This window comes from Pseudomonas syringae (assembly GCF_021605415.1).
GTDB lineage: Bacteria > Pseudomonadota > Gammaproteobacteria > Pseudomonadales > Pseudomonadaceae > Aquipseudomonas > Aquipseudomonas syringae_S.
Genome location: NZ_WKEQ01000022.1, coordinates 57847 through 79600, shown reverse-complemented (window position 1 = coordinate 79600; position 21754 = coordinate 57847). Strand labels below are relative to the sequence as shown.

19 protein-coding genes are annotated in these 21754 nt (G+C 56.8%); 5 read left to right on the top strand and 14 right to left on the bottom strand.

The genetic code is table 11. From position 1 onward, the window contains the following. The first annotated feature begins 203 nt into the window (after window positions 1-203). From GIW69_RS16495 to GIW69_RS16485, 3 genes are all read left to right on the top strand, one after another. Entirely contained in the window at window positions 204-944 is a 741-nt protein-coding gene (locus tag GIW69_RS16495; RefSeq protein WP_236483860.1) for a winged helix-turn-helix transcriptional regulator, read from the top strand. Between the two features lie 287 nt (window positions 945-1231). Further along, entirely contained in the window at window positions 1232-1891 is a 660-nt protein-coding gene (locus tag GIW69_RS16490; protein WP_236483859.1) for a winged helix-turn-helix domain-containing protein, read from the top strand. Window positions 1892-2267: 376 nt separating this feature from the next. After that, window positions 2268-3662, top strand: a complete 1395-nt coding sequence (locus tag GIW69_RS16485) for an undecaprenyl-phosphate glucose phosphotransferase (RefSeq protein WP_236483858.1) — start codon at window positions 2268-2270, stop codon at window positions 3660-3662. Window positions 3663-3980: 318 nt separating this feature from the next. On the opposite strand, the gene GIW69_RS16480 is transcribed toward GIW69_RS16485, so the two are convergent. From GIW69_RS16480 to galE, 6 genes are all read right to left on the bottom strand, one after another. Further along, window positions 3981-6059, bottom strand: coding sequence for a YjbH domain-containing protein (locus tag GIW69_RS16480; RefSeq protein WP_236483857.1), 2079 nt, complete (start codon window positions 6057-6059; stop codon window positions 3981-3983). Continuing rightward, the gene (locus GIW69_RS16475) at window positions 6056-6817 is read right to left on the bottom strand and encodes a capsule biosynthesis GfcC family protein (protein ID WP_236483856.1); all 762 of its coding nucleotides are present in this window, start codon (window positions 6815-6817) and stop codon (window positions 6056-6058) included. The genes GIW69_RS16480 and GIW69_RS16475 overlap by 4 nt, the downstream gene beginning before the upstream one ends. Next, the gene (locus tag GIW69_RS16470; RefSeq protein ID WP_236483855.1) at window positions 6814-7479 is read right to left on the bottom strand and encodes a YjbF family lipoprotein; all 666 of its coding nucleotides are present in this window, start codon (window positions 7477-7479) and stop codon (window positions 6814-6816) included. Before GIW69_RS16470 ends, GIW69_RS16475 begins: the two co-directional genes overlap by 4 nt. A 12-nt stretch (window positions 7480-7491) precedes the next feature. Then, a complete protein-coding gene (locus GIW69_RS16465) occupies window positions 7492-8607 on the bottom strand; it encodes a polysaccharide biosynthesis/export family protein (RefSeq protein WP_496570928.1) in 1116 nt (371 codons plus the stop codon). 92 nt (window positions 8608-8699) lie between these two features. Next, complete coding sequence (locus GIW69_RS16460; RefSeq protein WP_236483853.1) at window positions 8700-8936, bottom strand: hypothetical protein; 237 nt, start codon at window positions 8934-8936, stop codon at window positions 8700-8702. A 231-nt stretch (window positions 8937-9167) separates the two neighbouring features. After that, window positions 9168-10184: a UDP-glucose 4-epimerase GalE gene (gene galE / locus GIW69_RS16455; protein WP_236483852.1), complete on the bottom strand. Its 1017-nt coding sequence runs from the start codon at window positions 10182-10184 to the stop codon at window positions 9168-9170. Window positions 10185-10573: 389 nt separating this feature from the next. Here galE and galU point away from each other — a divergent pair, with 389 nt between their 5' ends. Continuing rightward, window positions 10574-11407, top strand: a complete 834-nt coding sequence (gene galU / locus GIW69_RS16450; RefSeq protein WP_236483851.1) for a UTP--glucose-1-phosphate uridylyltransferase GalU — start codon at window positions 10574-10576, stop codon at window positions 11405-11407. 44 nt (window positions 11408-11451) lie between these two features. Beyond that, on the top strand, window positions 11452-11859 hold the full coding sequence (locus tag GIW69_RS16445) for a phosphohexomutase domain-containing protein (protein WP_236483850.1): 408 nt from the start codon (window positions 11452-11454) through the stop codon (window positions 11857-11859). A 99-nt stretch (window positions 11860-11958) separates the two neighbouring features. Here GIW69_RS16445 and GIW69_RS16440 read toward each other — a convergent pair whose 3' ends face one another. From GIW69_RS16440 to GIW69_RS16405, 8 genes are all read right to left on the bottom strand, one after another. Continuing rightward, entirely contained in the window at window positions 11959-13086 is a 1128-nt protein-coding gene (locus GIW69_RS16440; protein WP_236483849.1) for a GDSL-type esterase/lipase family protein, read from the bottom strand. Between the two features lie 109 nt (window positions 13087-13195). Further along, window positions 13196-14242, bottom strand: a complete 1047-nt coding sequence (locus tag GIW69_RS16435) for an acyltransferase family protein (protein ID WP_236483848.1) — start codon at window positions 14240-14242, stop codon at window positions 13196-13198. A gap of 12 nt (window positions 14243-14254) precedes the next feature. Beyond that, window positions 14255-15358: a hypothetical protein gene (locus GIW69_RS16430; protein ID WP_236483847.1), complete on the bottom strand. Its 1104-nt coding sequence runs from the start codon at window positions 15356-15358 to the stop codon at window positions 14255-14257. Continuing rightward, the gene (locus tag GIW69_RS16425) at window positions 15349-16581 is read right to left on the bottom strand and encodes an MATE family efflux transporter (protein WP_496570927.1); all 1233 of its coding nucleotides are present in this window, start codon (window positions 16579-16581) and stop codon (window positions 15349-15351) included. Before GIW69_RS16425 ends, GIW69_RS16430 begins: the two co-directional genes overlap by 10 nt. After that, on the bottom strand, window positions 16578-17690 hold the full coding sequence (locus tag GIW69_RS16420; RefSeq protein WP_236483845.1) for a polysaccharide pyruvyl transferase family protein: 1113 nt from the start codon (window positions 17688-17690) through the stop codon (window positions 16578-16580). Before GIW69_RS16420 ends, GIW69_RS16425 begins: the two co-directional genes overlap by 4 nt. A gap of 13 nt (window positions 17691-17703) precedes the next feature. Beyond that, on the bottom strand, window positions 17704-18786 hold the full coding sequence (locus tag GIW69_RS16415; RefSeq protein WP_496570926.1) for a glycosyltransferase family 4 protein: 1083 nt from the start codon (window positions 18784-18786) through the stop codon (window positions 17704-17706). A 42-nt stretch (window positions 18787-18828) separates the two neighbouring features. Next, the gene (locus tag GIW69_RS16410; RefSeq protein WP_236483843.1) at window positions 18829-21054 is read right to left on the bottom strand and encodes a polysaccharide biosynthesis tyrosine autokinase; all 2226 of its coding nucleotides are present in this window, start codon (window positions 21052-21054) and stop codon (window positions 18829-18831) included. A 39-nt stretch (window positions 21055-21093) separates the two neighbouring features. Beyond that, entirely contained in the window at window positions 21094-21534 is a 441-nt protein-coding gene (locus tag GIW69_RS16405; RefSeq protein WP_236483842.1) for a low molecular weight protein-tyrosine-phosphatase, read from the bottom strand. Window positions 21535-21754: the final 220 nt, after the last annotated feature.

The following is a 21754-nucleotide window of genomic DNA, read 5'->3' as shown; positions in this document are numbered from 1 at the left end:
ACGCCATCGCATATGGCCACCATCTAAGCGTCAAAAATTATTAGTTCAACGTCCTGAAAAACCAACTAAAATCCTGAAAAGCTTAATTATTGTTAAAAAAATCGGAGCCACGTCTAAAATTTGTGCGAATGTTACCAATTGTCAGTCACAGAGCAGAACCGGTGCTTTAACATCCCGATGTCAGCACCTATTCGAGTCAATGCATGATGCTTACTGGGAACTTGGCGACTAGAAGCCCACGCTGGACAAGCGACGAACCAAGTGTTCTTACTCTGGGTCGAACCTGCGCCGTGGCTGAGCATTTTAGAGCGCTGGTCGAGCGGCATGTGCAGAGGGATATGACGCTCGAGGTCGACTCTTATACAAGTTCGTCTAACAATAATGAACGCTCAGGTCCGTATCGGGCCATTTTCATCGTTATCGATGGTTCACAGGCGCTTGAAGACAGCCTCGCGCTAATTGAACGCCTGCGCACAGAGAACGTGAAACCCATCATCTGCGCGGTCATTACCGGTCGTGGCAGCTTCAACAAGATCAAATATTATCTGGCCGGTGCCGACTTTTGCATCAAGCTTAATGCGCTTTCCGAAGACGGCTCCGAGTTGCTTGCCGAGTTCTTCAACAGCGAGGAATGGCAAAGGGATACCAACTTGCTGCTGGATCCGACGCGCATTTGTTTGTTGGATGCCAGTAAAAAACTGGACATCTCGTTCGTTGAAATGAAGATACTGGAAGCATTTGCGCAAACCGGAAATCACATACTCAGCCACGATCAAATCGCCAGCATCATGGGACTCAATACAAATTTCTACGATCCAAGGGCGCTGGAGAAATCGATCAGCCGTCTGCGTGGAAAAATCAAGGACATGTATGGTACAAACGCTATCCAGAGCATTCGCGGGTACGGATATCGATTGATGAGAGGGCTGATTTCGACCATCTGATTCGTAATTTCCAGGTCAATTGCATACACACGAGGGAACGTTGATGCAACCGTACAAAACCAGATTTCGCTGTTAGCACCACCCACTCAAAGGCAACTGTTCGATTGCCAGAGCGCCGCAACACTGAATCATAACAATAAGAGCTTAATTTAAAGCTGTAGATCGAGTGGAACCTATCGAGGGCCATTTTGGGCCCAGACCCTGCCTTTTCGATATTCCCCAGGGAGTATTACTCGCCTGCCGATCATCTTTTTAGCCAGATTTGGCTTGTATTTCAGGAGAGAGACATGGAAACCAGTACAACCCTCCAAAGAAAATATTTCGTCGTTGTGACACACAGCACAACGTCGCAACTTGAACTTGAGACGATTTTGTCCAGTGAGCGCTTCAACTCATTCGGCACGTCCCAGGCACAAATGTTTATTGAAGGTGCTGCATCGACTGCTTCCGCTCCTGTGCTCATGGAGTTCACCTACCCTAGCGGGACAAGAAAGAATATTGCTCGAAGTATCGAACATGATACGCAAAAAATATTGGCAACCCTGGAGTCGGAATGGCAGGCATCACAATCCGCTAATCCTTTTCAGCGTGTACCGGCCATCACCGCAGATGCCGGCGACAGTCCTCGATCCATCGAAAATTTTATGCCGTGCACTAAAACCTGGCATCTCGATACCGATCAAGGTGCATTGATCAAAGAAGATGTGGAGATCAGCCTCACCGGGCTCGAAGCCGCTCTGGTCAAAACAATGCTGCACCATGAAGAGCGCGTTGTCAGTCGAGACGAATTGATCATCAGCATCGGCAGAGAACCAGAGCAATACCGCGGACTGGAAATGTGCTTGAGTCGCCTGCAAGACAAATTCAAAAGCTCGACTGACGGTGAACGATTGTTCCGTGCCGTCAGAAATCGCGGTTATTGCCTGATTCAAGAAGTCGTCGCATAAATACACGAATGCCCGCCCTATAAAACAAACAGACAACAGTGCGAATACAAAAACAAGAAACGCACTTTGTTTGATTTAGCACCTCCTCGCGACAATCCGTTTACCTGACCCCTCCTACACTAGCAAACAGCACACCTGATTTTCACCAGGTGCCCGTCGACTATTTCTAACATTCGATAAATTCAATAATGAAATAGTTGCACTTGGCCATCTTGTTAAAACTCGTCAGACACCCTTTCCGGCAATAAATTAGTCTATTGACTAACGACAGTTCGGCGTCTCGCCGTTGTTATTTATGCACCCCGCTGTAATAACTTATTTAACAACGCGAGTTTCAACTGTTGACACCTGAACGGACGTCTTTTGGGGATATCGCATGGATCTTTCTCTTAATATCAATCGAAATACCGGCCTCAAAGGACTGACCTTTTGGGGCCAATGGGCGTTGGCGCAGGGCTTTGTTGTGACATTGCTTTACGTGCTCGCCGAGCAGTACACCGGCTCGGTCGAGTTCTATTACCGAATGTGCGCAACGCTGGCCGTACTGGCCTCAGTGCCGGCGTATACGTTCAGCGGCGTGTACCGCAAAAGGGATAACTACCTGACAGGCCTGGCGCGACTGTTCATGGGATGGCTCATGACGATGGCGGCCGTCACGTTTATCGCGCTGATCTGCAAGGCCGACGAGATGTTTTCACGGGATGTGATTCTGGCCTGGGCGGTGTACGGTTTCCTCGGTCAGGCATTGCTGTACGCACCGCTGCATGCGTTTTCGAAGTTCTACCAGCGGTCACGCAAGAGTGAGCACAAGACTCTGATTGTCGGCACGGGCGAGCTGGCGCTGGGGCTGGCGAAGAAACTCAGCCACCACGAAAACCTGCCGTTGGTTGGGCTGGTAGGCAACGGCGATTCGCCTGTTCTCGCAGCAGACGCCCCGCGTGTCGTTGGCGATCAGGAAGCCCTGCTGGAGCTGATCAAAACCCACGATATCCGCCGCTTGTACATCACCCTCCCCCTTTGCGAAGCGGCAAAAATCGAGGCGATGTACGTCGATTTGCTGGGCGCCAACGTTGACGTGGTCTGGGTGCCGGACCTGAACAGCCTGACGCTGCTCAATCACTCGGTGAAAGTCGTGGATGGCCTGCCGGCGATTTATCTGAACGAAAGCCCGCTGACCAGTCGGCCCACAGCCGCGCTGAGCAAAAGCCTGGTCGAGAAAAGCGTGGCGCTGCTCGCCATCATTCTGTTGAGCCCGGTGTTGCTGGCGGTTGCGCTGGCCGTGAAGCTGACTTCGCACGGACCGGTGCTGTTCAAGCAGGATCGCCATGGTTGGAACGGCAAGGTGATTCAGGTCTGGAAATTCCGCTCGATGCGCGTTCACGATGACAAAGACGTCAAGCAGGCCAGCCGTAACGATTCGCGAATCACGCCGGTTGGTCGCTTCATTCGTCGCACGTCGCTGGACGAATTGCCGCAGCTGTTCAATGTGCTGCAAGGGCACATGGCTTTGGTTGGTCCGCGTCCGCACGCTGTAGCGCACAATCACTATTACTCCGGGAAGATCCTCGCTTACATGGCACGCCACCGCATCAAACCGGGTATCACCGGTTTGGCCCAAATCAGCGGTTGCCGCGGCGAGACCGACACACTCGACAAGATGCAGACGCGCGTAGAGATCGACCTGAAATACATCAACAACTGGTCGCTGTGGCTGGATCTGAAAATTCTGGTAAAGACGCCGTTTACGCTGCTGTCGAAGGATATCTATTGATGCTCCGATAAGGCACATCGCTGCATCGCAAGGGGACGAAAGTCCCCTTTTTTGTGGGCGGGATTCAGGAACCGAATGGTGTCAGGTATTTGGATTTTTCTGGTCTGACGTCATCGCGGGCAAGCCCGGCTCCCACAGGTTTCCTCGGGTGTTCACAACCGTATGTACCGCACGAAACCTGTAGGAGCGAGCCTGCTCGCGATGGCGTCGGCCGATTCAACAACGATGCTGGATGTACCATCGCGATCGCGAGCTGGCTCGCTCCTACAGGGTTCTGAATTGGTAGGAGCTGCCGGAGGCTGCGATCTTTTAAGACGTCTAGTCGGTGATTTTGCCGAAGTTGCGATAGAACATGTCGCTGTCACGGCTATCGGTCATGGAGTGCAGTTGGTAGCTGCGATTGAGCCTTGCACCGCCGTCACGGGTCAATGGCGCCCAGACCAGATTGGCGCGACGCATGGTCGACATGCTCATCAATTCGTCGAACGGAATGGACAGGTATAGCCCTTTATCGAAGCTACCTTCGCCATATTCGGCGCTGGATGCGCTGGTGATCGTCGCCCAGGCGCCGAAGCGCACGCCATTGGAAAATTCCCGTGAGATGTCCAGCGTGCCACCCCAGTCGCCGGCCAGGTAACGCCCGACACTGATGGCCGCCAGGGTGTCGTAGGGCAAGTCTGTGTAGCCGGTGATATGCCCGGTCACGACCGAGTAATCTTGCAGACCAAAGCCCTGATCAAATTCACGCTGACGCGCATAGTTCAGATCCGCGCCCACTGCCCAGCGCTCGCCTGTCGGACGGAACAGCACCTCGCCCCCGACCCCGGCGAACATCGATTCCAGATAGCCGCCGTAGACCATGCCGTACAAATCTTTATCCAACTGCTCGGCATGACTGACCTGGAACAGCGGCATGGTCACGTCGGAGGTGGTCAGGTATTGACGCAAATCCGTGCGCACGCGCGGCAGGCCGCTGGGTGCGTCGTAGGTGAATTTGTCGAAGTTGTTCACCAGGTTGGCGCTGAGCAAACCGCTCCACCAGGTGTTGCGATTGAAACGGTACTCGGCGTCCACGTCGGCGCTGAATTGATAGAGCAAACCGTCCGGGCCGCCGACGTTTTGCTTGAAGCCCAAACCGACGCCGTGGCTGAAGTGCTGCGGCGCTTCGGTGTAGAGGGTTTTCTCGTTGTGCGGCATCGCCGGGTTGACCTCGGTCGTGCGGTGCAGCGACTCCAGCGGCTCTTCGTTGTTGATCACTTCGCGGAAGGTTTGTCGCGGCAGACTGGTTTCTTCGAGGGGCAAGTCGTAGCGCTTGTTGACCACGGTGAACCAGTCGATGTCGTCGTTGACGCTGTTATCGAGAATCCGGCTCGCGCGACCGACCGCCTTGGCCGAATGAAAATAACGTCCCTGCTCGCCATACACGATCAGCTCGGAATCACGCTGAGCGATGCGCTCGACCTTGTAGCCGGCGTTCTGATGCAAACGTTGTGACACATCGGCCCAGTTCACCTGATCCATCGACGTCGTCGGTTTCTTGGCCGGCAGTGGTTCGGCCGGTGGATCGAAGGTTTTCGCCGGGGCTTTGCGAGTGGCGAAATTGGTGTGGAATGTCACGCCGAACATCGCCGTGTTACCGCGCTCCCACGCCGCGCTCAGGTCAATCGAGTCGGTGACTTTGAACACCGCACCGAGGTTGATCGGCGAGTCCTGTTTGATCTCGTTGTCCTTCGGCTCGTTCTTGTAATCGTTGCCTTCGTATTCGAGTTTCAGGCTGAGACGATCCCAAGGCGTCTGATAGCTCACGCCACCGAACAATGAAGGCCGGCCACGAAAATACGAACCGGCGTTGACGTCACCGGTGCCTTCCACTTCCGGGCGGGTCTTGAAGCGATCGTCGGCGTAACCCAACGGGTTGTCGAAGTCGCCGCGATTGCCGATGTAACCCCAGGCGATGCCGGCGCTGAAATCAAAATTGTCGTAGCGCTTGTTAGCGACGAAATACTCACTGGAGAACAGACCCGTACCACCGATGTCTCGGAAGCCCAGGGCCACTTCCGGCGCCCAATGGCTTTCCTCCCAGAGGCGGACTTTGGCGTCGACCGCCTTATCCTTGTAGCTTTGGGAGCCGCTCAACGCTTCAGAGCCGTATGGACGGTTGGTGATCGCGGTGTAGCGAAACGAGCCTTCGAGCCAATCGAGTGGCTGCAACGAAACACTGTAGCGACTGTAAGGATCGGTGCGGTTGGCATTCACGCTCAACTCGCCGGCCGGCGCCATCCTCGCCGTCGGCGTCTGCCACAGGCCGGTGCCACCGAAATCGTTCTGAGTAATGCGCGGCTCTGCGTGAGCCAGACCACAAGGCAATAAAAGAACAGCTGCGAAACGAAAATTCAACGAACCACCTCAGCCAGCTGCGTGGCAATAAATTCGGCCAACTGCTGATTCAATTCAGGGAGAGGCGGATCAAGATCATCGTTTTTGACGGGCACCAGAATCTTGCTGCCGGCGACCGGCATCTGCCCGCTTTCGCGATTCCAGTGCGCAATGCCGACCCGCCGGGACACGCCGTTGGGCTGGATCAACCACAGATAATCGGCCTCGGCGTCGACCAAAAGCGTGCAGCCTTGCAGGTAGTCGCGAGCCTCCTGCAACGGCTGATACGGCAACCGGCAAGGTTCGACGACGGCGCCCAGCACTTCAACTTCGTCGACGCGTTTGGGATAGATCAACTGATCGCCATCCTCCAGACGAATGTTGCGGGCGAAACCGACTTCCAGCGCGACCGGATCCAGATCAGCGATCTGCCGCCCGGTGACCGGCATCTGTCGCACTTGCTCGGTCAGCCGCTCGGCCAGCGCTGCGCGGCTCGGCCGGTCGAACAGCAGCGCCAAGCGGTGCAGCACCTCCAGATCAAACAGCACACCTGCCTTGAGTTGTGTCTGTTTCTCCAGCAACGACTGGCGCAGCAACACACCCGCCAGCCAATAACCTTCAGCATTGGGCACGGCCTCGCTGATCACATCCAGCAAACGCCCGCCGGCCGGCAACTCGACCGGCCCGGGAACGGCAACATCACCGCTGACCGTCACCGCCGCGTGACTGACACTGGAGAGCAACAGCAGGCACGCCGAAAACACCACGAGCCGCTTCAAGGCAGGTGCCTGCGATCAGGGGTTAGTTGGACGATCTTCACGCGCAGTTGCGAGGTCAGTTGTTGCTCGCTCTGCACAATGAAACCGTCCACCGGATTGACCCAATAACGATTGGTCGCGCGCAGGCCGATGGCCGGCGCGTCAATCTGCTCATCGACACGCAGCACGGCGTATTCCTTGCCAAGAATTTCGAGGGTTTCCACGGATTTGCGCGAGAAGCGACTGTTCACCATCACGCCGACTTCCTGACCTTTATAAAGATCGATCCAGCGCTGGCTGGTGTAGCCATCGGCGACTTGATGAAGACCTTGTTTGAAAGGTGAGCGGTCGGACAGCCGCGTGCCGTCCAGATCGCCTTCAAGGCCCAGGCCGATGCTGCGCACCGCCAAGCCATTGCGCAGCAACAGCACCTGCTTGCCGGAGGCGACCCAGAACTGCAGATCCTCGCGCTCACGCATCAGCGCCAGAACGCCCGAACCGGACGGCGTGGTCAGTTTGATCTGCGGATACTGAACGTCGGCCACCTGGGCCGGTGATACGTCCAGATCATCGGGCCCGATCACCGCTGATTTAAGGTTATTCAACGACGCGCTCATCAGCGGGTTACAACCACACAGCAACGAGGCCGCGATCACGCAGGCGCCTACTTTCAAGATGTTCAAAGTCGGCGTGCCTTATTTGGTGTTGTTACTGTATTCGCTCCAGTTCTTCGCAGCGGAAGCGCCCGAGCCGACAATCGAGGCCGACGGCACCAATTGGCTGATGAAGCGGTTCCAGCGAGTCACGTTGGCCGGCCCGACATAAACGACGTCCTGGGGACGCACTTCGAAGTGCGTGGCGAGAGCCATGGCGGTCGGCGACTGAGCTTCCAGTTGATAGATTTTCGCCGGCTCGACGTCGAGGTTTTCAACCCCACGAATCACGTACACCGCGTTGCCGTTGGAAGTGGTCTGACTCAAGCCGCCAACCGAACCGAGGACATCGGACAGGTTCATCGTGGCCGTCTTGAAACTCAGCGCACGGGGCTGGTTGACTTCACCCATGACGTAAATGCGCTTGTTGTCGTTGTACGGCAGATACAGCTGATCGCCGCCTTTGAGAAAGACGTTCTGCAACTCGGAATCCTGCTGGTTCAACGTGTCGAGATCGAGGGGATAGGCTCGCCCGTTGCGCGTCAGCAGCAGCCCGGACAAGTCCGCATTGTTGGTATCGATACCGGCCGAACCGAGGGCTTCGACCACACTCAGCGGGTTGGTCGAAATCGCTTGCGGACCGGCCTTGGTCACCGCGCCGGTCACGACGATTTTCTGGCTGGCGAAACGCAGCACCGCGACATCCACCTGCGGCTCGGCAATGAACGCCGACAGCCGCTGTTCGATGTCCGAACGCAATTGCTGAATGGTGCGGCCGGCCGCCTGGACTTCCTTGATGTACGGGTAATACAGCGTGCCGTCGGAGCGCACCAACCGGCCGTTCGCATCGATCTGTTGTTGCGCGCCGGACGGAGCCGTCAGCTCGGGGTGATCCCAGACGGTGATGTACAACACGTCGTTATTGCCGATGCGGTATTCGGCCGGCGTCGCCAGCAACTCCGCAGGCAGCGAGGCACGTTTTTGCGTGGCCCGGGTCATGGAAATCAGCTTGGGGGTGATCGGAATCAGTTCGACCCGGCTGCTTTCACTGGCGCCCTGACGAGTGATATCGCTGGTGCTCAGGTATTGGCCCGGGGAGAACATGCAACCTTGTAGAGCGAGACTTGCCAGCATTAAAAGAGAAAAACTACGAGTCATATAATGGCACTACGCTATTCAAGGGCGAATCTAAAAAATAAAGTCACCCGACTTGCGTCGGGCGACCCTGTACTGCACTAACAAAATATCTGTCAGTTATGCGTGCCGGTTGTACCGGTGGTACCTGTCGTACCGGTGGTACCGCCGTTGGCACTTCCACCGCTATTCGACGCCGCTACGGCACTGGCAACCATTGCAGTACTGGCAGCAGGGGCTTGGGAAGCCGCTACATTGCCACCTACATTGGTTGCCGCTGTAAGCGGCGCTTCAGCAGCGGCGGCCCAGTTGCTCAACATCGTCAACAGGGCAATTGCCATCACTTTTTTCATATCAACTCCTTTCTAACATTCAGACTGTTAAAAACAGGCCTGGTGCTAGAGGTGGTAGAGTTCAAGTCCGCGAAAAGTGCGAACAAGATCCGCTGTTCTTTCACAGTCTTACCCAACTGATAAAAGTCGAACGGCAGGCTTATATCTACGGATTTGCAAATGGCATTGCCAGTGTATTTTCCCGACGATATCTAACAGCCTGACTGAAACTAACATTGAGGTAAAACGCCATCACCGCAAGTAGCCGTTGGGATGGTTTGATTGCCAGCGCCAGGTGTCCGTCATCATTTGCTGCAAGTTGCGCGTGGCTTTCCAGCCAAGTTCTTTCGCCGCTTTCGAAGGGTCTGCCCAACTCTCGGCGATGTCCCCCGAACGACGCGGCATCATGCGAAATGGCACCGGTTGTCCGCACGCCTGCTCAAAGGCCCGCAACACTTGCATGACGCTGTAACCGTCGCCCGTGCCCAGATTCCACGTATGGATGCCGCTGCGCTCGACGATCGATTGCAATGCCTTCAGATGCCCGTCCGCCAGATCGACAACGTGGATGTAGTCGCGCACGCCAGTGCCGTCCGGAGTCGGGTAGTCATTGCCGAAGATCGACAGTTCCTTTAGTCCACCCACGGCCACCTGGCTGATGTAAGGCACCAGGTTATTGGGGATGCCGTTCGGGTCTTCGCCCAGGTGACCGCTCTCATGGGCGCCAATCGGATTGAAGTAACGCAACAACGCGATGCTCCAGCGCGGCTCGGCCTGGCACAGGTCACGCAGGACGTTTTCGACGATCAGCTTCGATTGGCCGTAGGGATTGGTCGGGATGCCCGTCGGGAAGTCTTCGCGGATCGGCATCTGCGCAGGCTCGCCGTACACCGTGGCCGACGAGCTGAACACCAGGCGAAACACCCCTGCCGCCGCCATGGCCTGGCACAGCGTGATGCTGCCACTGACGTTGGTCTCGTAATACTCAAGCGGCTTGCGCACACTCTCGCCCACGGCCTTGAGCCCGGCAAAATGCAACACGGCATCAATCGCATGCTGCTCGAAGATGCGATCCAGCAAAGCTCTGTCGCATACATCGCCGCGAATCATCTGCGCGCTTTTGCCGCAAATCGCCTCGACGGCATGAAGTGCCGCATCGCTGCTGTTGCAAAGATTATCCAGAACAACAACTTCATAGCCTGCTTCGAGCAGCGCAAGTGTGGTGTGCGAGCCGATATAGCCGGCGCCACCCGTTACCAGAATCTTCATAGCGCGGTCCATAGTTGGATAAGTGCCAAGTAGCGTGTCAAGCCTTAAGCATTGAATGTGTGTCGTGACTCACACAAAACAGGCGACAACAACCAAAGACAAAACTAGTTCAACGACTGGCATAAAATATTTTGCCCGGTCAAACTGTATTGCCAGGTACTTATTAGCATTCAAGGCGCACTGACCACTATCACCCTATACCGACTAAAAATAACTGTTAGCGACGAATCCGACATCTCATAACATTGGCGTTTTTAACACCTTGGTTATTTGCCATTAATAACCTGACTCGGGTATTAAAGTAAGCCTTCGATAATGATTGAAACTTGCAGCCACTCTTAATGGCCTGCAGCCGTTGTCTGTATTCCATGACTGTCCAGGATACTTTTATGATTCGTAAATGCTTGTTCCCCGCCGCCGGCTACGGCACGCGTTTCTTGCCGGCCACCAAAGCCATGCCCAAAGAGATGCTGCCGATCGTCAACAAGCCACTGATCGAGTACGCCGTTGAAGAAGCGCGGGACGCCGGCCTGCAACACATGGCCATCGTCACCGGCCGGGGCAAGCGTGCGCTGGAAGACCACTTCGACATCAGCTACGAACTCGAGCACCAGATTCGCGGCACCGAGAAAGAGAAGTTTCTCGCCGGCACCCGCGAACTGATCGACACCTGCACTTTTTCGTACACCCGCCAGATCGAAATGAAGGGCCTGGGCCACGCGATTCTCAGCGGTCGTCCGCTGATCGGCGACGAGCCTTTTGCCGTGGTGCTGGCCGATGACCTGTGCCTGAACCTGGACGGTGACGGCGTGCTCACGCAGATGATCCAGCTCTACAAGAAATTCCGCTGCTCGATCGTCGCCATCCAGGAAGTCCCGCGCGACCAGACGCACAAATACGGCGTGATTGCCGGCGAGCAGATCAGCGAAGGCATCTTCAGGGTCAACAACATGGTGGAAAAACCGGCGCCGCAAGACGCACCGTCGAACCTGGCGATCATCGGCCGCTACATCCTGACGCCGGACATTTTCGACCTGATCGCCGATACCGAACCGGGTAAGGGTGGCGAGATCCAGATCACCGACGCCCTGATGAAACAGGCGCAGAACGGTTGCGTCCTCGCCTACAAATTCAACGGCATGCGCTTCGATTGCGGTGACGCCGAGGGTTATCTCCAGGCCACCAATTTCTGCTACGAAAACGTCTACCTCAAGGGCCGTTGATTCAGCCCCATTCCACGCCCACTCTTCACTTCAGGCAGGCCTTTATGAAAAATGCAAAACACTTGGCAGACGTTGAACGGGAGGTGGGCAACCTCGGGGTGATGAGTTGGTTGTCACGCCATCAGCCGTTGCCCAGTGCCAATGAATCCTGGCTGGGCAGCATTTTGCTCGTGGAACGCATCGGCATGTTCCCCTCCTCCGGGGACATTCGCCGGCCGATCGCCGATCCCTATCCCCTGATCGCCCATCTAAAAAACCGGTATGGCGAGCAAGCGCTGGAAATCGACGACTGTGATGGCTTGAAAGTGATTTTCAGCGACTGGCGATTCCGCGTGCGAATCTGCTGCAACGAGCCGGCCGTCATCATCAACGTGGAAACCCGTTGCGCCGCACAACTGATGCCGCAAAAGACCGCCGAGCTGCTCAGCGAGTTGGAAAAGTTCGAACTGTAGGCGCCGCCGCTAAAACCTCCCGAACGCCAATCGTATAGGAGCTGCGGCAGGCTGCGATCTTTTGATCTTGCTGTTTAAGATCGCAGCCTGCGGCAACTTCTACTGTGGGGGGTTGTTGCAGGCTTGGCCGTTGGTGATCAGGCGGTAGAAGTAATCGGCAATAACTTTTCCGCCGGTGTTCGGCAGTGGATGAATCTTGTCCGGGCCGATCATCGAGGCGGCGTAACGCTTGACGTCAGGGCCGAACGCGCACTGCATGTCGGCATAGCCCAGATGTTGCGCACGCGCCCAGGGCTCCAGCACCTTGGCGTAGGCCGACATCGGATACGTGGCGGATCGCGTGGTGTCCTGGCGCAAAATCAGGTTGATGCTCGCCGCTGGTTGAATCTCGCGCACCATCCCTACCAATCCCTGAACATTCTTCAGGTACTCATCGGGCTTCACGCCAAAGCCCTGATCGTTGCCGCCGAGCATGATCAGGTAAATGTCTGCGGGAATTTTCGACACGGCGCCTTTCCACTGCGCCTGCCACTGCGCATCGCTGTGATAGAAGTCACCGGACGCGGCGCCGGATGCCGCCAGTTTTGAAACCCGCACACCGCCCTGATCGTTGCTCATCCACAACCCGAACAACGTTGGCGCACCTTTCACCACCTCCAGCCTGAACGCCCAGTCCGCTGCGGTGGAATGACCCGGTAGCGGCACCTCCTTAACACCAGAGCCGGCGAGCGCTAACGGTTGCCAGTTATCCGTCGGCGACCAGCGATAGCGCACCTCACTCGATTCGCCGTTGCCCAGATAGAGTAATTTTGCCTGGGTGACAGCGGTGTCGATCCGAGCGGTCGGTTCAGCGTCTATTTGCAGCCAGGCACCCGGTCGCCCGGTCACCGCGCGGCTGTCGGGGCTGGCCTCGCCGAGGTCGGACACCTTCCAGCCGCCGCCGAAATATTTTTTGCTACTGCGGGTGTATTTGAAATGCGTGCCGCCCAGCGCCGCGCCGTGGTTGAAGCCGACGTAACCGGGACCGGCAAAACCGACCTCCCCGGCCACGCGCTGCACCAATTTGTTCAGGTAAAAATCCTGCCCGGCGCTGTAACTGTCGCCGATCACCGAGATCGATAACACCTTCCCGGCCTTGCCGTCGCGCCACTGCGCAAACCGCTCGCGCGCATCACCGACCTCGACCACCGACGCCGCAACCGGCTGGACGTCATCAACTGCAACCATGTTTCAATTCCTTCGCAACCATGTAAGAGCTGCCGCAGGCTGCGATCTTTTGATGTTGATCTTGAGAAACAACATCAAAGGATCGCAGCCTCGTTTCACTCGACAGCTCTTACAGGGGAGTTGTGTACGACGTAGGGGAAATGGTCGCCGCAGGCTTTTTAGTCGCCGACCGCTCACCAAGAAACAGCACCGAGGTGACGTTGAACCGACTGAAGATCATCGACAACACCACTGGGCCCAACAACCCGCAGGCCACCCCACCCAACACCAGCAGGCTCTCATCTTTCACGCCCAACCGCCCGAGGACAAAACGCGACGTGGCGGCGAACAACACATGAAACAGGAAAACCGCATACGAATAGCCACCCAACCAAGTCAGCCACTTCGAACGCATATCACTCGACAGCAATGCGATGCACGACACACAACCCACGGTCAGCCCGATCAGGCTGCGACGGTCGACAATCAGCTCGCGGTCGATCGCTGCCACATACAACAACGTCAACGAGATCAGCGCAAAAACCACCGGCCCGATCACCTTGAACCGCTGTTTCAGCGCCTCGACATTTTCCTGCCCGATCATGCCCGCCACGAAGAACGGCAGCAGGTAGATCGCCCCGTTAATCCCAAACGCATCGACCTTGAACGGCGGCAACAAAAACACCACCGCCGCGAACGCGAACAACAGGTACAGCCGCGTCGCCGTGCGCAGCAAACCACGCCACTCCAGCACCCCGACAAACATGAAAATGATGAACACGGCCTGCAAAAACCAGAAGTGATTGATCGGCACGTAGAACGACAACAGCGCCTCCATCACGCCGACATCCTTGTTCACCCCCGGCCCCACCGCTTGCAACACTGAAAACGGCACACCCACGCAAAACAGCGGCACGATCAGCCGCCGCACCTTGCCGGTGAAGAACGCCGGAAAGTCATTGCCGCGAATTTTGTAGATGGAATAGATGTAGCCCGAAATGAAGGTGAACAGCGGCATGCGCACATACACCATCGAGTCGGCGATGACCCGGAACGGCGAACCCAGGTCGATTTTCAAACCGCCGCCCAACGGGCCGATGACGTGATAAAGCACCAACAGCAGGCACGCCAGACCGCGAAGGGTTTCGATCTCCAGCGACTTTTTCTTGCTCGACATACAGCACCTGCCTCAATTCAGAATTCTTGATTCAACCTGCACCGGTTTGTTCGCCCGCAGCATCAGTCCCAGGCCGACAAACAGCACCGGTACCACCATGGAGAAATGTCGGGCGAAGGAACCGAAGTCCGGCTCGAACAAGCCTTGCACCAGCAGAAACGCCATCGGGATAGCGATCAGCTCCTTGGGTTTGGTCTGGATCGGTGCGCCCTTGTAATCGGTCGACGTGATGACCTTGAACAGCAGCAACGCGGTCATGATCATCAACGCCACGAAAATCGCCTGGCCCGGGCCCGACAGCAGGATCAGCTCCACGGGAAACGACAAACGGAAGAAAATGATCATCGAGTCCAGCGCCTGGGAGACGAAATCGCTACCCGTCAGCCAGGACACGATCAACGATTTCGAACCCTCCTCGCCCGCCGTGCGCAATTCGTTGTTACTGGCGCGAATCGACGACACCGGAAAGCCCAGCGCCACCTGAATCGCCATGGCGACCGCCAGATAGAACAGGAACAGCATCAGGAAAAAGGTGAAGCGCGAGACATATTTCTTCATCACGCAGACACCGATCCACGACAGCGAAAACAGAATCCAGTAAGGCCGGATCAGCACGCCGTAAATCACCGCCGAAAGGAAAAACCCGCCGCGATATTTGCGCGTCAACGAGCTGAGCAAAATGCTCAGCACCGCCACCGACACAATGATTTCCTTGGTCAGGTTCTCCAGAAAAAACGAACGCACGATCCCCCACAGACACAGCGTGCCGAAAATCGTCAGCGGCATGCGTCGAAAGACCACCACCGGGATCGCCGTCAAAAAGAAATTGCAGAACATCCCATAGGCCCAGGCATTGGTCAGGTTGATCCCGATAGGCCTGAGCAGGAATGCCGAACATTCGTAGGAGGAGCGATCCGGCGAGAACGGATTCCAGAAGTTGCAGTTGTCGGCGCGGGCGTAGGACGACCACAAGGTCATGGCATCCGGCCCGGGATCACGGGGGATTAACAGCGGCATCGCCACCGACAAAAACAGACCTGTGAACAGGATCAGAAAGGAAATCGACGAATCGAATTTCCTGCCACGAAACTCGATGCACGGCAGCTTCAGGCCCATGACAACGCGGCCTTCTTCGAGCGAGTTACGCGGGTCAACACAGCGATCACGACGAGCTGAACGATGATCGCAAAGACGTTGCCCCACGCCGCGCCATAAATCGAGTAGTGCTTGATCAACACATAGCTGACCGGCACCGACACCAGCAGGCAGATCGCCGCGCTGGCGACGGACACTCGACTGTTCTTCGAAGCGATCAGACCGCCCCAGACAATGTCGCCAATGGCACGCAGCGCGAAGGAGAAAATCAGTACACCGAGAAGCGCGTTATCCGGACGCGGAACGCTGGTGGCCACGTAATCGAGCACCACGTTGAAGAACAGATAAATCGCCACCGCCACCGCCGCCGACACCAACAGCGAACGCATCACCCACTTGTTCACGAATAACTGGCGCACCGTGAACGGCTGCTGATCGGCCTGAAATCGCTTGGCGAGCACCGGAATGCCCACCACCGCCACCACCGCGTAGGACAGCGCCTGCAAGGTATTTGCCGCCGACCACGCGTAAACATACTTACCGAGGCTGGCGTAGGGTTCGAGGTCGATGATCAGAAAGCGCTCGGCGTACTGACTCAACGCGATCAGGCCAGTGCCGAGATAAAACGGCAGCCCGGCCTTCCACACGGTCGCGGTGGTCAGCGCCTCAGCCACGCGCCCCCGATGCACGCGCACCATGATCGCGTAACCGGCGACGATCACCAGCACGTTGGCGGCGACCCACAGCCACAGCACGCTGGCAATACCGGATACCCAGCCGAGCATCATCCCGCCCACGGCAAGCACCGCCCAGAGGCCAGTCTTGATGAAAAACAGCAACGCCCCCGCCGTGGCTTTCTGCGCTGAAAACACGAACGAATTGATCTCGAATGACAGGTGCTCGGTGAGCAGCACCAGGGTCACGCAGACGATCAGCGCCGTCGCGGCTTCAACCGGCTGAAACAGTGAATACATCAGCACCGTCACCACCGACAGCACCAGCCCCACCGCCAGGTACAGCAGCAACACCTTGTCGACGACCCGGCGCGAACTGCCGCCCACGCTGATCAAACGATTGATTTCGGAACTGAAACCGACGCTGTAAAACTTCGACGCAATCAACGACGCCGCGACCACCACACCGTAAAAGCCCAGCGCCTCATAACCGAGAAAATGGGTGATCGCCAGCACCAGCAGAAACTTGGCGCCCAATGCCCCACCGCGGAGCAACAGCCGAAATATCATCGAACGATGCCCTGGATGATGCCGTCCATGGCCACGGTTTTCGCTTCGATTTCGCGGCAGGTGTCCGTCAGGCGTTTGCCGAAATCCGACAACGCATTCGGCGCGTAAACCGTGTTGATGATGGTGTCGACATCGATGTCGCCGCCGTTGATCACCCAGTCCTCGACGCCCATGTCCTGATAGGCGCCGAAGCCTTTGCGCTCATAGCTGATGTGATACGCCGGCACCCCGGAAAGCAACGATTCGATGGCGCCGTGCAATCGGACGGAAATCACCAGATCCGGTTGATATTTCGCCAGGGTTGCCTTCAGCGGCAACAAGTCTTCAGTGATGCCCAGCTCGCGATAAAACGCGCCGTCATCGTTGCCGCGCACAGCGCTCTGTACGGCGCACACCACTTTGCTTTTGTTCTTCAGTCGCTGCAGCAGTAACTTCAGATTGGCGACGTAGGCGACTTTCTTTTCTTTGCTCCACTGCGGCGGCTTGCGCAGGACGACGCAGACGGTGGTCGGCGATGACGCGCAGCGGGTGAACTTCGGTTGCATGAGGATTTTGCTGGCCAGTGACTGCACCGCCAGATCCGGCGCGCGATAGACATTTTCACAGGCATCGAAAATTGCCGAGGAGCGATTGTCACGCACGAAGACCGCATCGGCGCTGGCGTAATGCTCGACGATCTTGCTGCTCTCGCCGTGGAACGGGCCGATGCTTTGCGGCAGGTACACCGACGGTACTTTGCTGAGGATCGCGGTTTCCAGTTGCTTGGCGTGGCCCAGTTTCAACTTGATGTGCTCGAAAGCACTTTTCGAGCGCATGTAACCGCCGCCGACGCCGACGATCAGGTCGGTTTTCTTCAGCAGCTCGGCGAGGCCGGCGTAAGACTGATTCAGGAACACCGCTTGCTTGACCCGTCCCAAACCCTTGGCCGCCATCACCGGCGCGTCAAAGCGCGGGTGCGGCAAGTAGCTGAAGGACTCGGGATCGGACGCCACGACACTGATCGAGGTGTCTTCACCGAAGTTTCGCTGAACCAGCGCAATCGCCAGATCCACGAGCAGGCCATCACCGGAGTTGGAAGCACTGTAGCCATGCAAAATCGTTACGTTCATAAGTGGTGTCTGCTTAATAAGTGGAGGCGTGATACACGTCGTAGGTCTGGCGAATCATCAACGCGGCGCTGAAGCGTTCGCGGACGATGTTGCGACCTTCGTTACCGAGGTCGAGCAACCTAGGCTTCTGGATTTTTGCCAGTACGTCGGCCAATGCCTGGTGATCGCCGGTCGGGAAGACGTAACCGGTCACCTCGTTGGTGACCAGTTCGGGCAGCGATGTGCAGTTGCTGGCAATCACTGGCAGACCCATGGCCATGCCTTCCAGCGGCACCATGGCAAAGCCTTCCCAGCGACTCGGAACAATCAGTGCGTCGGCCTTTTGATACAGCGCCTGCACTTCGCTTGGGGTTACCCAAGGCAGGTATTCAACGGCGTCCATCGGCGGGCATTCGACCGAATCCTCGTTGACGGCGCTGCCGACCACGGTCAATTTCAGATCGCTGCGCTGCACGTTGGCGAAGGCCTTGAGCAACACATCAAAACCCTTTTGATAATCGAGACGGCCGACAAACAGCAGATGGATCGGCTCGTGGCTCTCAGCTTTCGGCGCCTCTTCCCGCTGATGGATGCCGTTGTAGATCAGGGTCATACGCTTACGCTCAATGCCAAACCGCGCCGCCTTGTCGAGCTCGTACTGGCTGACGCAAATGATCGTGTCCGTGACCTTTTGCAGCACCCGCTCAATCCACGCATAGGCTTTTTGTTTGATCGGCGAGCTTTCCATCAGGAACGAAAAAGCGTGCGGGCAGTAGACGATTTTCGGCTTGCGCCACGGCCGCAGCAGCACGCACACGCACCGGCCAATCACCCCGGAAAAAGTGCTGTGCAAATGCACGACGTCGGGTTTTTCCTTGAGCATCACCCGCGCCATTTCCCAAGCGAAACGCAACAGCGAACCGACATTGCGCCCGCTTCTTTCGAAGGTACGGATCTGCTGCGCGTCGATGCCGTGCAGTTCTTTTTCCTGATCGAGGGGAACCAGGTAAACCAGTTCATAGTCCGCCGCCTGGTCTTGCGGCGAGGCCGAAATCGTACGGATTACCGTCGCGACGCCACCTTTAATCGTTTCAGCCACGTGCAGTATTTTTTTCACAAATCCACCCACTTCCATGCATGTAAGAACAATCGCTGACACTCAGGATTTGTCGGACGCGTATTCGTAGTTGTAATAGCCGTAGCTGCCGCCGTAGGCGCTGGCCGTGCGTTTCTCGACGCCGTTGAACACAGCGCCTTTCAACTCGATGCCGTTCTGGGCGAAACGACGAATCGTCAGTTCGATCTCTTTGGCCGGGTTGACGCCGAAGCGGGTGACGATCAAGTTGATCGCCGCTTCACGGCCGACAATGGCCGCGTCTGTTACTGCCAAAAGCGGCGGCGTATCGATGATCACCACGTCATAGCGCTCACTGAGGTCAGCCAGCAGCTCGCGGAAATTGGCGTGCATCAACAGCTCTGAAGGGTTGGGCGGCACCTGGCCACGGCTGATGAAGTGCAGATTCTCCACTTCGATCTGGTTGATCGCGTCATCGATGCTGCAACGCTTGACCAGCAGATCCGACAAGCCATTGGTGACCGGCGTGTTCAGGGTTTTGTGCAAATGCCCTTTGCGCATGTCCGCATCGATCAGCACCACGCGTTGGCCGCTTTGCGCCATGACCGCCGCCAGGTTGGACGACACGAAGGTTTTGCCGACCTGAGGGCTCGGGCCGGAAATCATGATGCGGTTGTTGGTCGAGTCCAGCCCGGCGAAGTGCAGGCAGGTGCGCAGGCTGCGGATCGACTCGATGGACAGGTCCGTCGGCGTACGCAGGGCCAACAGATACGCCGGTTTGTCCGCGCCGTCCTTCGTGCGGACTTTTTTAGTGTCTTCTTCCTGCTGCAACGCGCTGTACGGAATCGACGCGTAGACCGGCAAGCCGAGTTGCTCGATGGCTTCCGGCCCTTCCAGCCCACGGCTCATGGATCTGCGCAGCAATACCAGGGCAACGCCGACGAAGGCACCGAGGAATGTTGCGATCAGAACGATCAGCGGTTTACGCGGCTTGACTGGGTTGGTCATGTCGACGTCCGCCGTGTCGACCAAGCGCACATTGCCAACGGCGCCGGCGCGGACGATGTCCAGCTCCTGGGATTTGTTCAGCAGTTGCGTGTAGATCTGCGACGCTACTTCGACGTCACGGGTCAGACTCAACAGTTCCTGTTGCGTGGCCGGCAAGCCTTGGACTTTGCTTTGCAGCGACTTCTGCTGCTGAGTCAGTTCGCCAATCTGCATCATCAAGGCGCGATAGGCCGGGTGCTGTTTGGTGAACTTGCGATCCAGTTCGGCCTGCTGCATTTTCAGCTCGGAAACCCGCGTGTCCAGCCCGACAATCTGCTCCAGCACCGATTGGGTTTCGAGGGAGATGTTCACGGTTTTGCCACGGGTCTGATAACTGTTGAGCGCATCGCTGGCCTTGGCCAGATCGCTTTTGACTTGTGGCAACTGACTTTGCAGGAAGTCCAGGCTTTGCGCGGCTTCGGCCGACGTGCGCTGGACGTTCTGCTGCACATACAGCGAGGCGATCTTGTTGAGAATCCGCACCGCCTCAGGCGCATCCGAACTGGCCAGGGCGAGGCGGATGATCCCCGATTCCTTGCCTTGCTCGGTGATGTCCAGCGCATCCTGATAACCCTGGATCGTCACGATTCGCGGGTTGCGCACCACTTCAAACCGCGTGCCGGGGTTGGCTTCCAGATGCTCGATCAACCCTTCTACGTCGTCCTGTACGAAAGCCGTGCCGGCAACGCCCTCGACGAGCAGATTGTCGTTGTCGTCCAACAGGCGGAAACGATGGTCTTCGCCAGCGATCAGCGTGAGCTTCTTGCCCAACAGCTCTTTCGGCAAGTTGAGGCGCGCGATGTCCAGACGCTCGCCGCCCCAGGCGTAGCTGTTCAGGCCAAAACGCGGGGCCGCCACGCTGAATTCGCTGTCGCCGCGATAACGCCTGGCGAGAAAACCGCCAATGATCGGGAACCTGTTGGGCGTGACGTCGATGTCCAGGCGCAAATCATCGACGGTTTTGCCGATCACCGCGCGGGACTTGATGATGCCGATTTCAGTCACCGACGGCGATTGCCCGCCGAGCATGCTGTTGAGGTCGGCGAAACCGAGCATGTCGTTCTTTTTCGGCTCAACCTGAACCAGCGCGTTGGCCTGATACACCGGGGTCGACAACACCGCATAGGCGACGCCGGTGACCATGAATGCACCCGTGAGCGCGCCTATCAACCATTTCTGGTCAACCAGTGAGCCGAAAATACCGAGAAGATCAATGTCGTCTCGTTCGTTGTCCCGATTGCCGATTACTGACGGTAACTGCATAAGTCTGTTCTTACCATTTACTGATCTGAAGAATATTCATCAATGCCCGAGGCGCTGCGCCCATGAGCTAACAGCATCTTCAATCAATGCATGGGCATGAATAAAAGCGGCATTACCCTGACGATACGGATCCTGTATTTCGCGTTCGCTTTGCCACTTGCCTAGAAGAAACACCTTTCCTCGTGCATGGGAGGCAATCTTCAGTACTTGTTTTACATGCTCTTTTTCCATCACCAGAATCAAGTCGGAATCATTAACAATGTCCGACGTGATCTGCCGCGCCGTAAACCCCTGAGCGCTGCGGCCATGTTGTTCCAGCACCTTGCGCGCCGATGGCTCCATCGCCTCGCCAACCCTTGCGGCAAGGCCTGCGGAGGTCACCGTGATCGTTGAGGCAGCCAGAGCTTCGCGCAGCAACAGCTCGGCGGTCGGGCTTCGGCAAATATTGCCAACGCAAACGACAAGGATCTTTTTGAACAAGTTCTTACTTTCCCGTGTAGTGTCAATCGGCCAACATGCCGAGCGCTTTTAATGAACTCACAAGACTTGCCCGGGTTCAGAAATAGATTCGCCCTGCCGATACCAGTGCATTAAGTACCACAGCGTCAAAAGCCACCCAATGAGAATTACCGGACTAAAAATAACTGTGATTTTCAGCAGGATGTTTTCCGACAAAAAATAACACTCATGCACTTAGTGG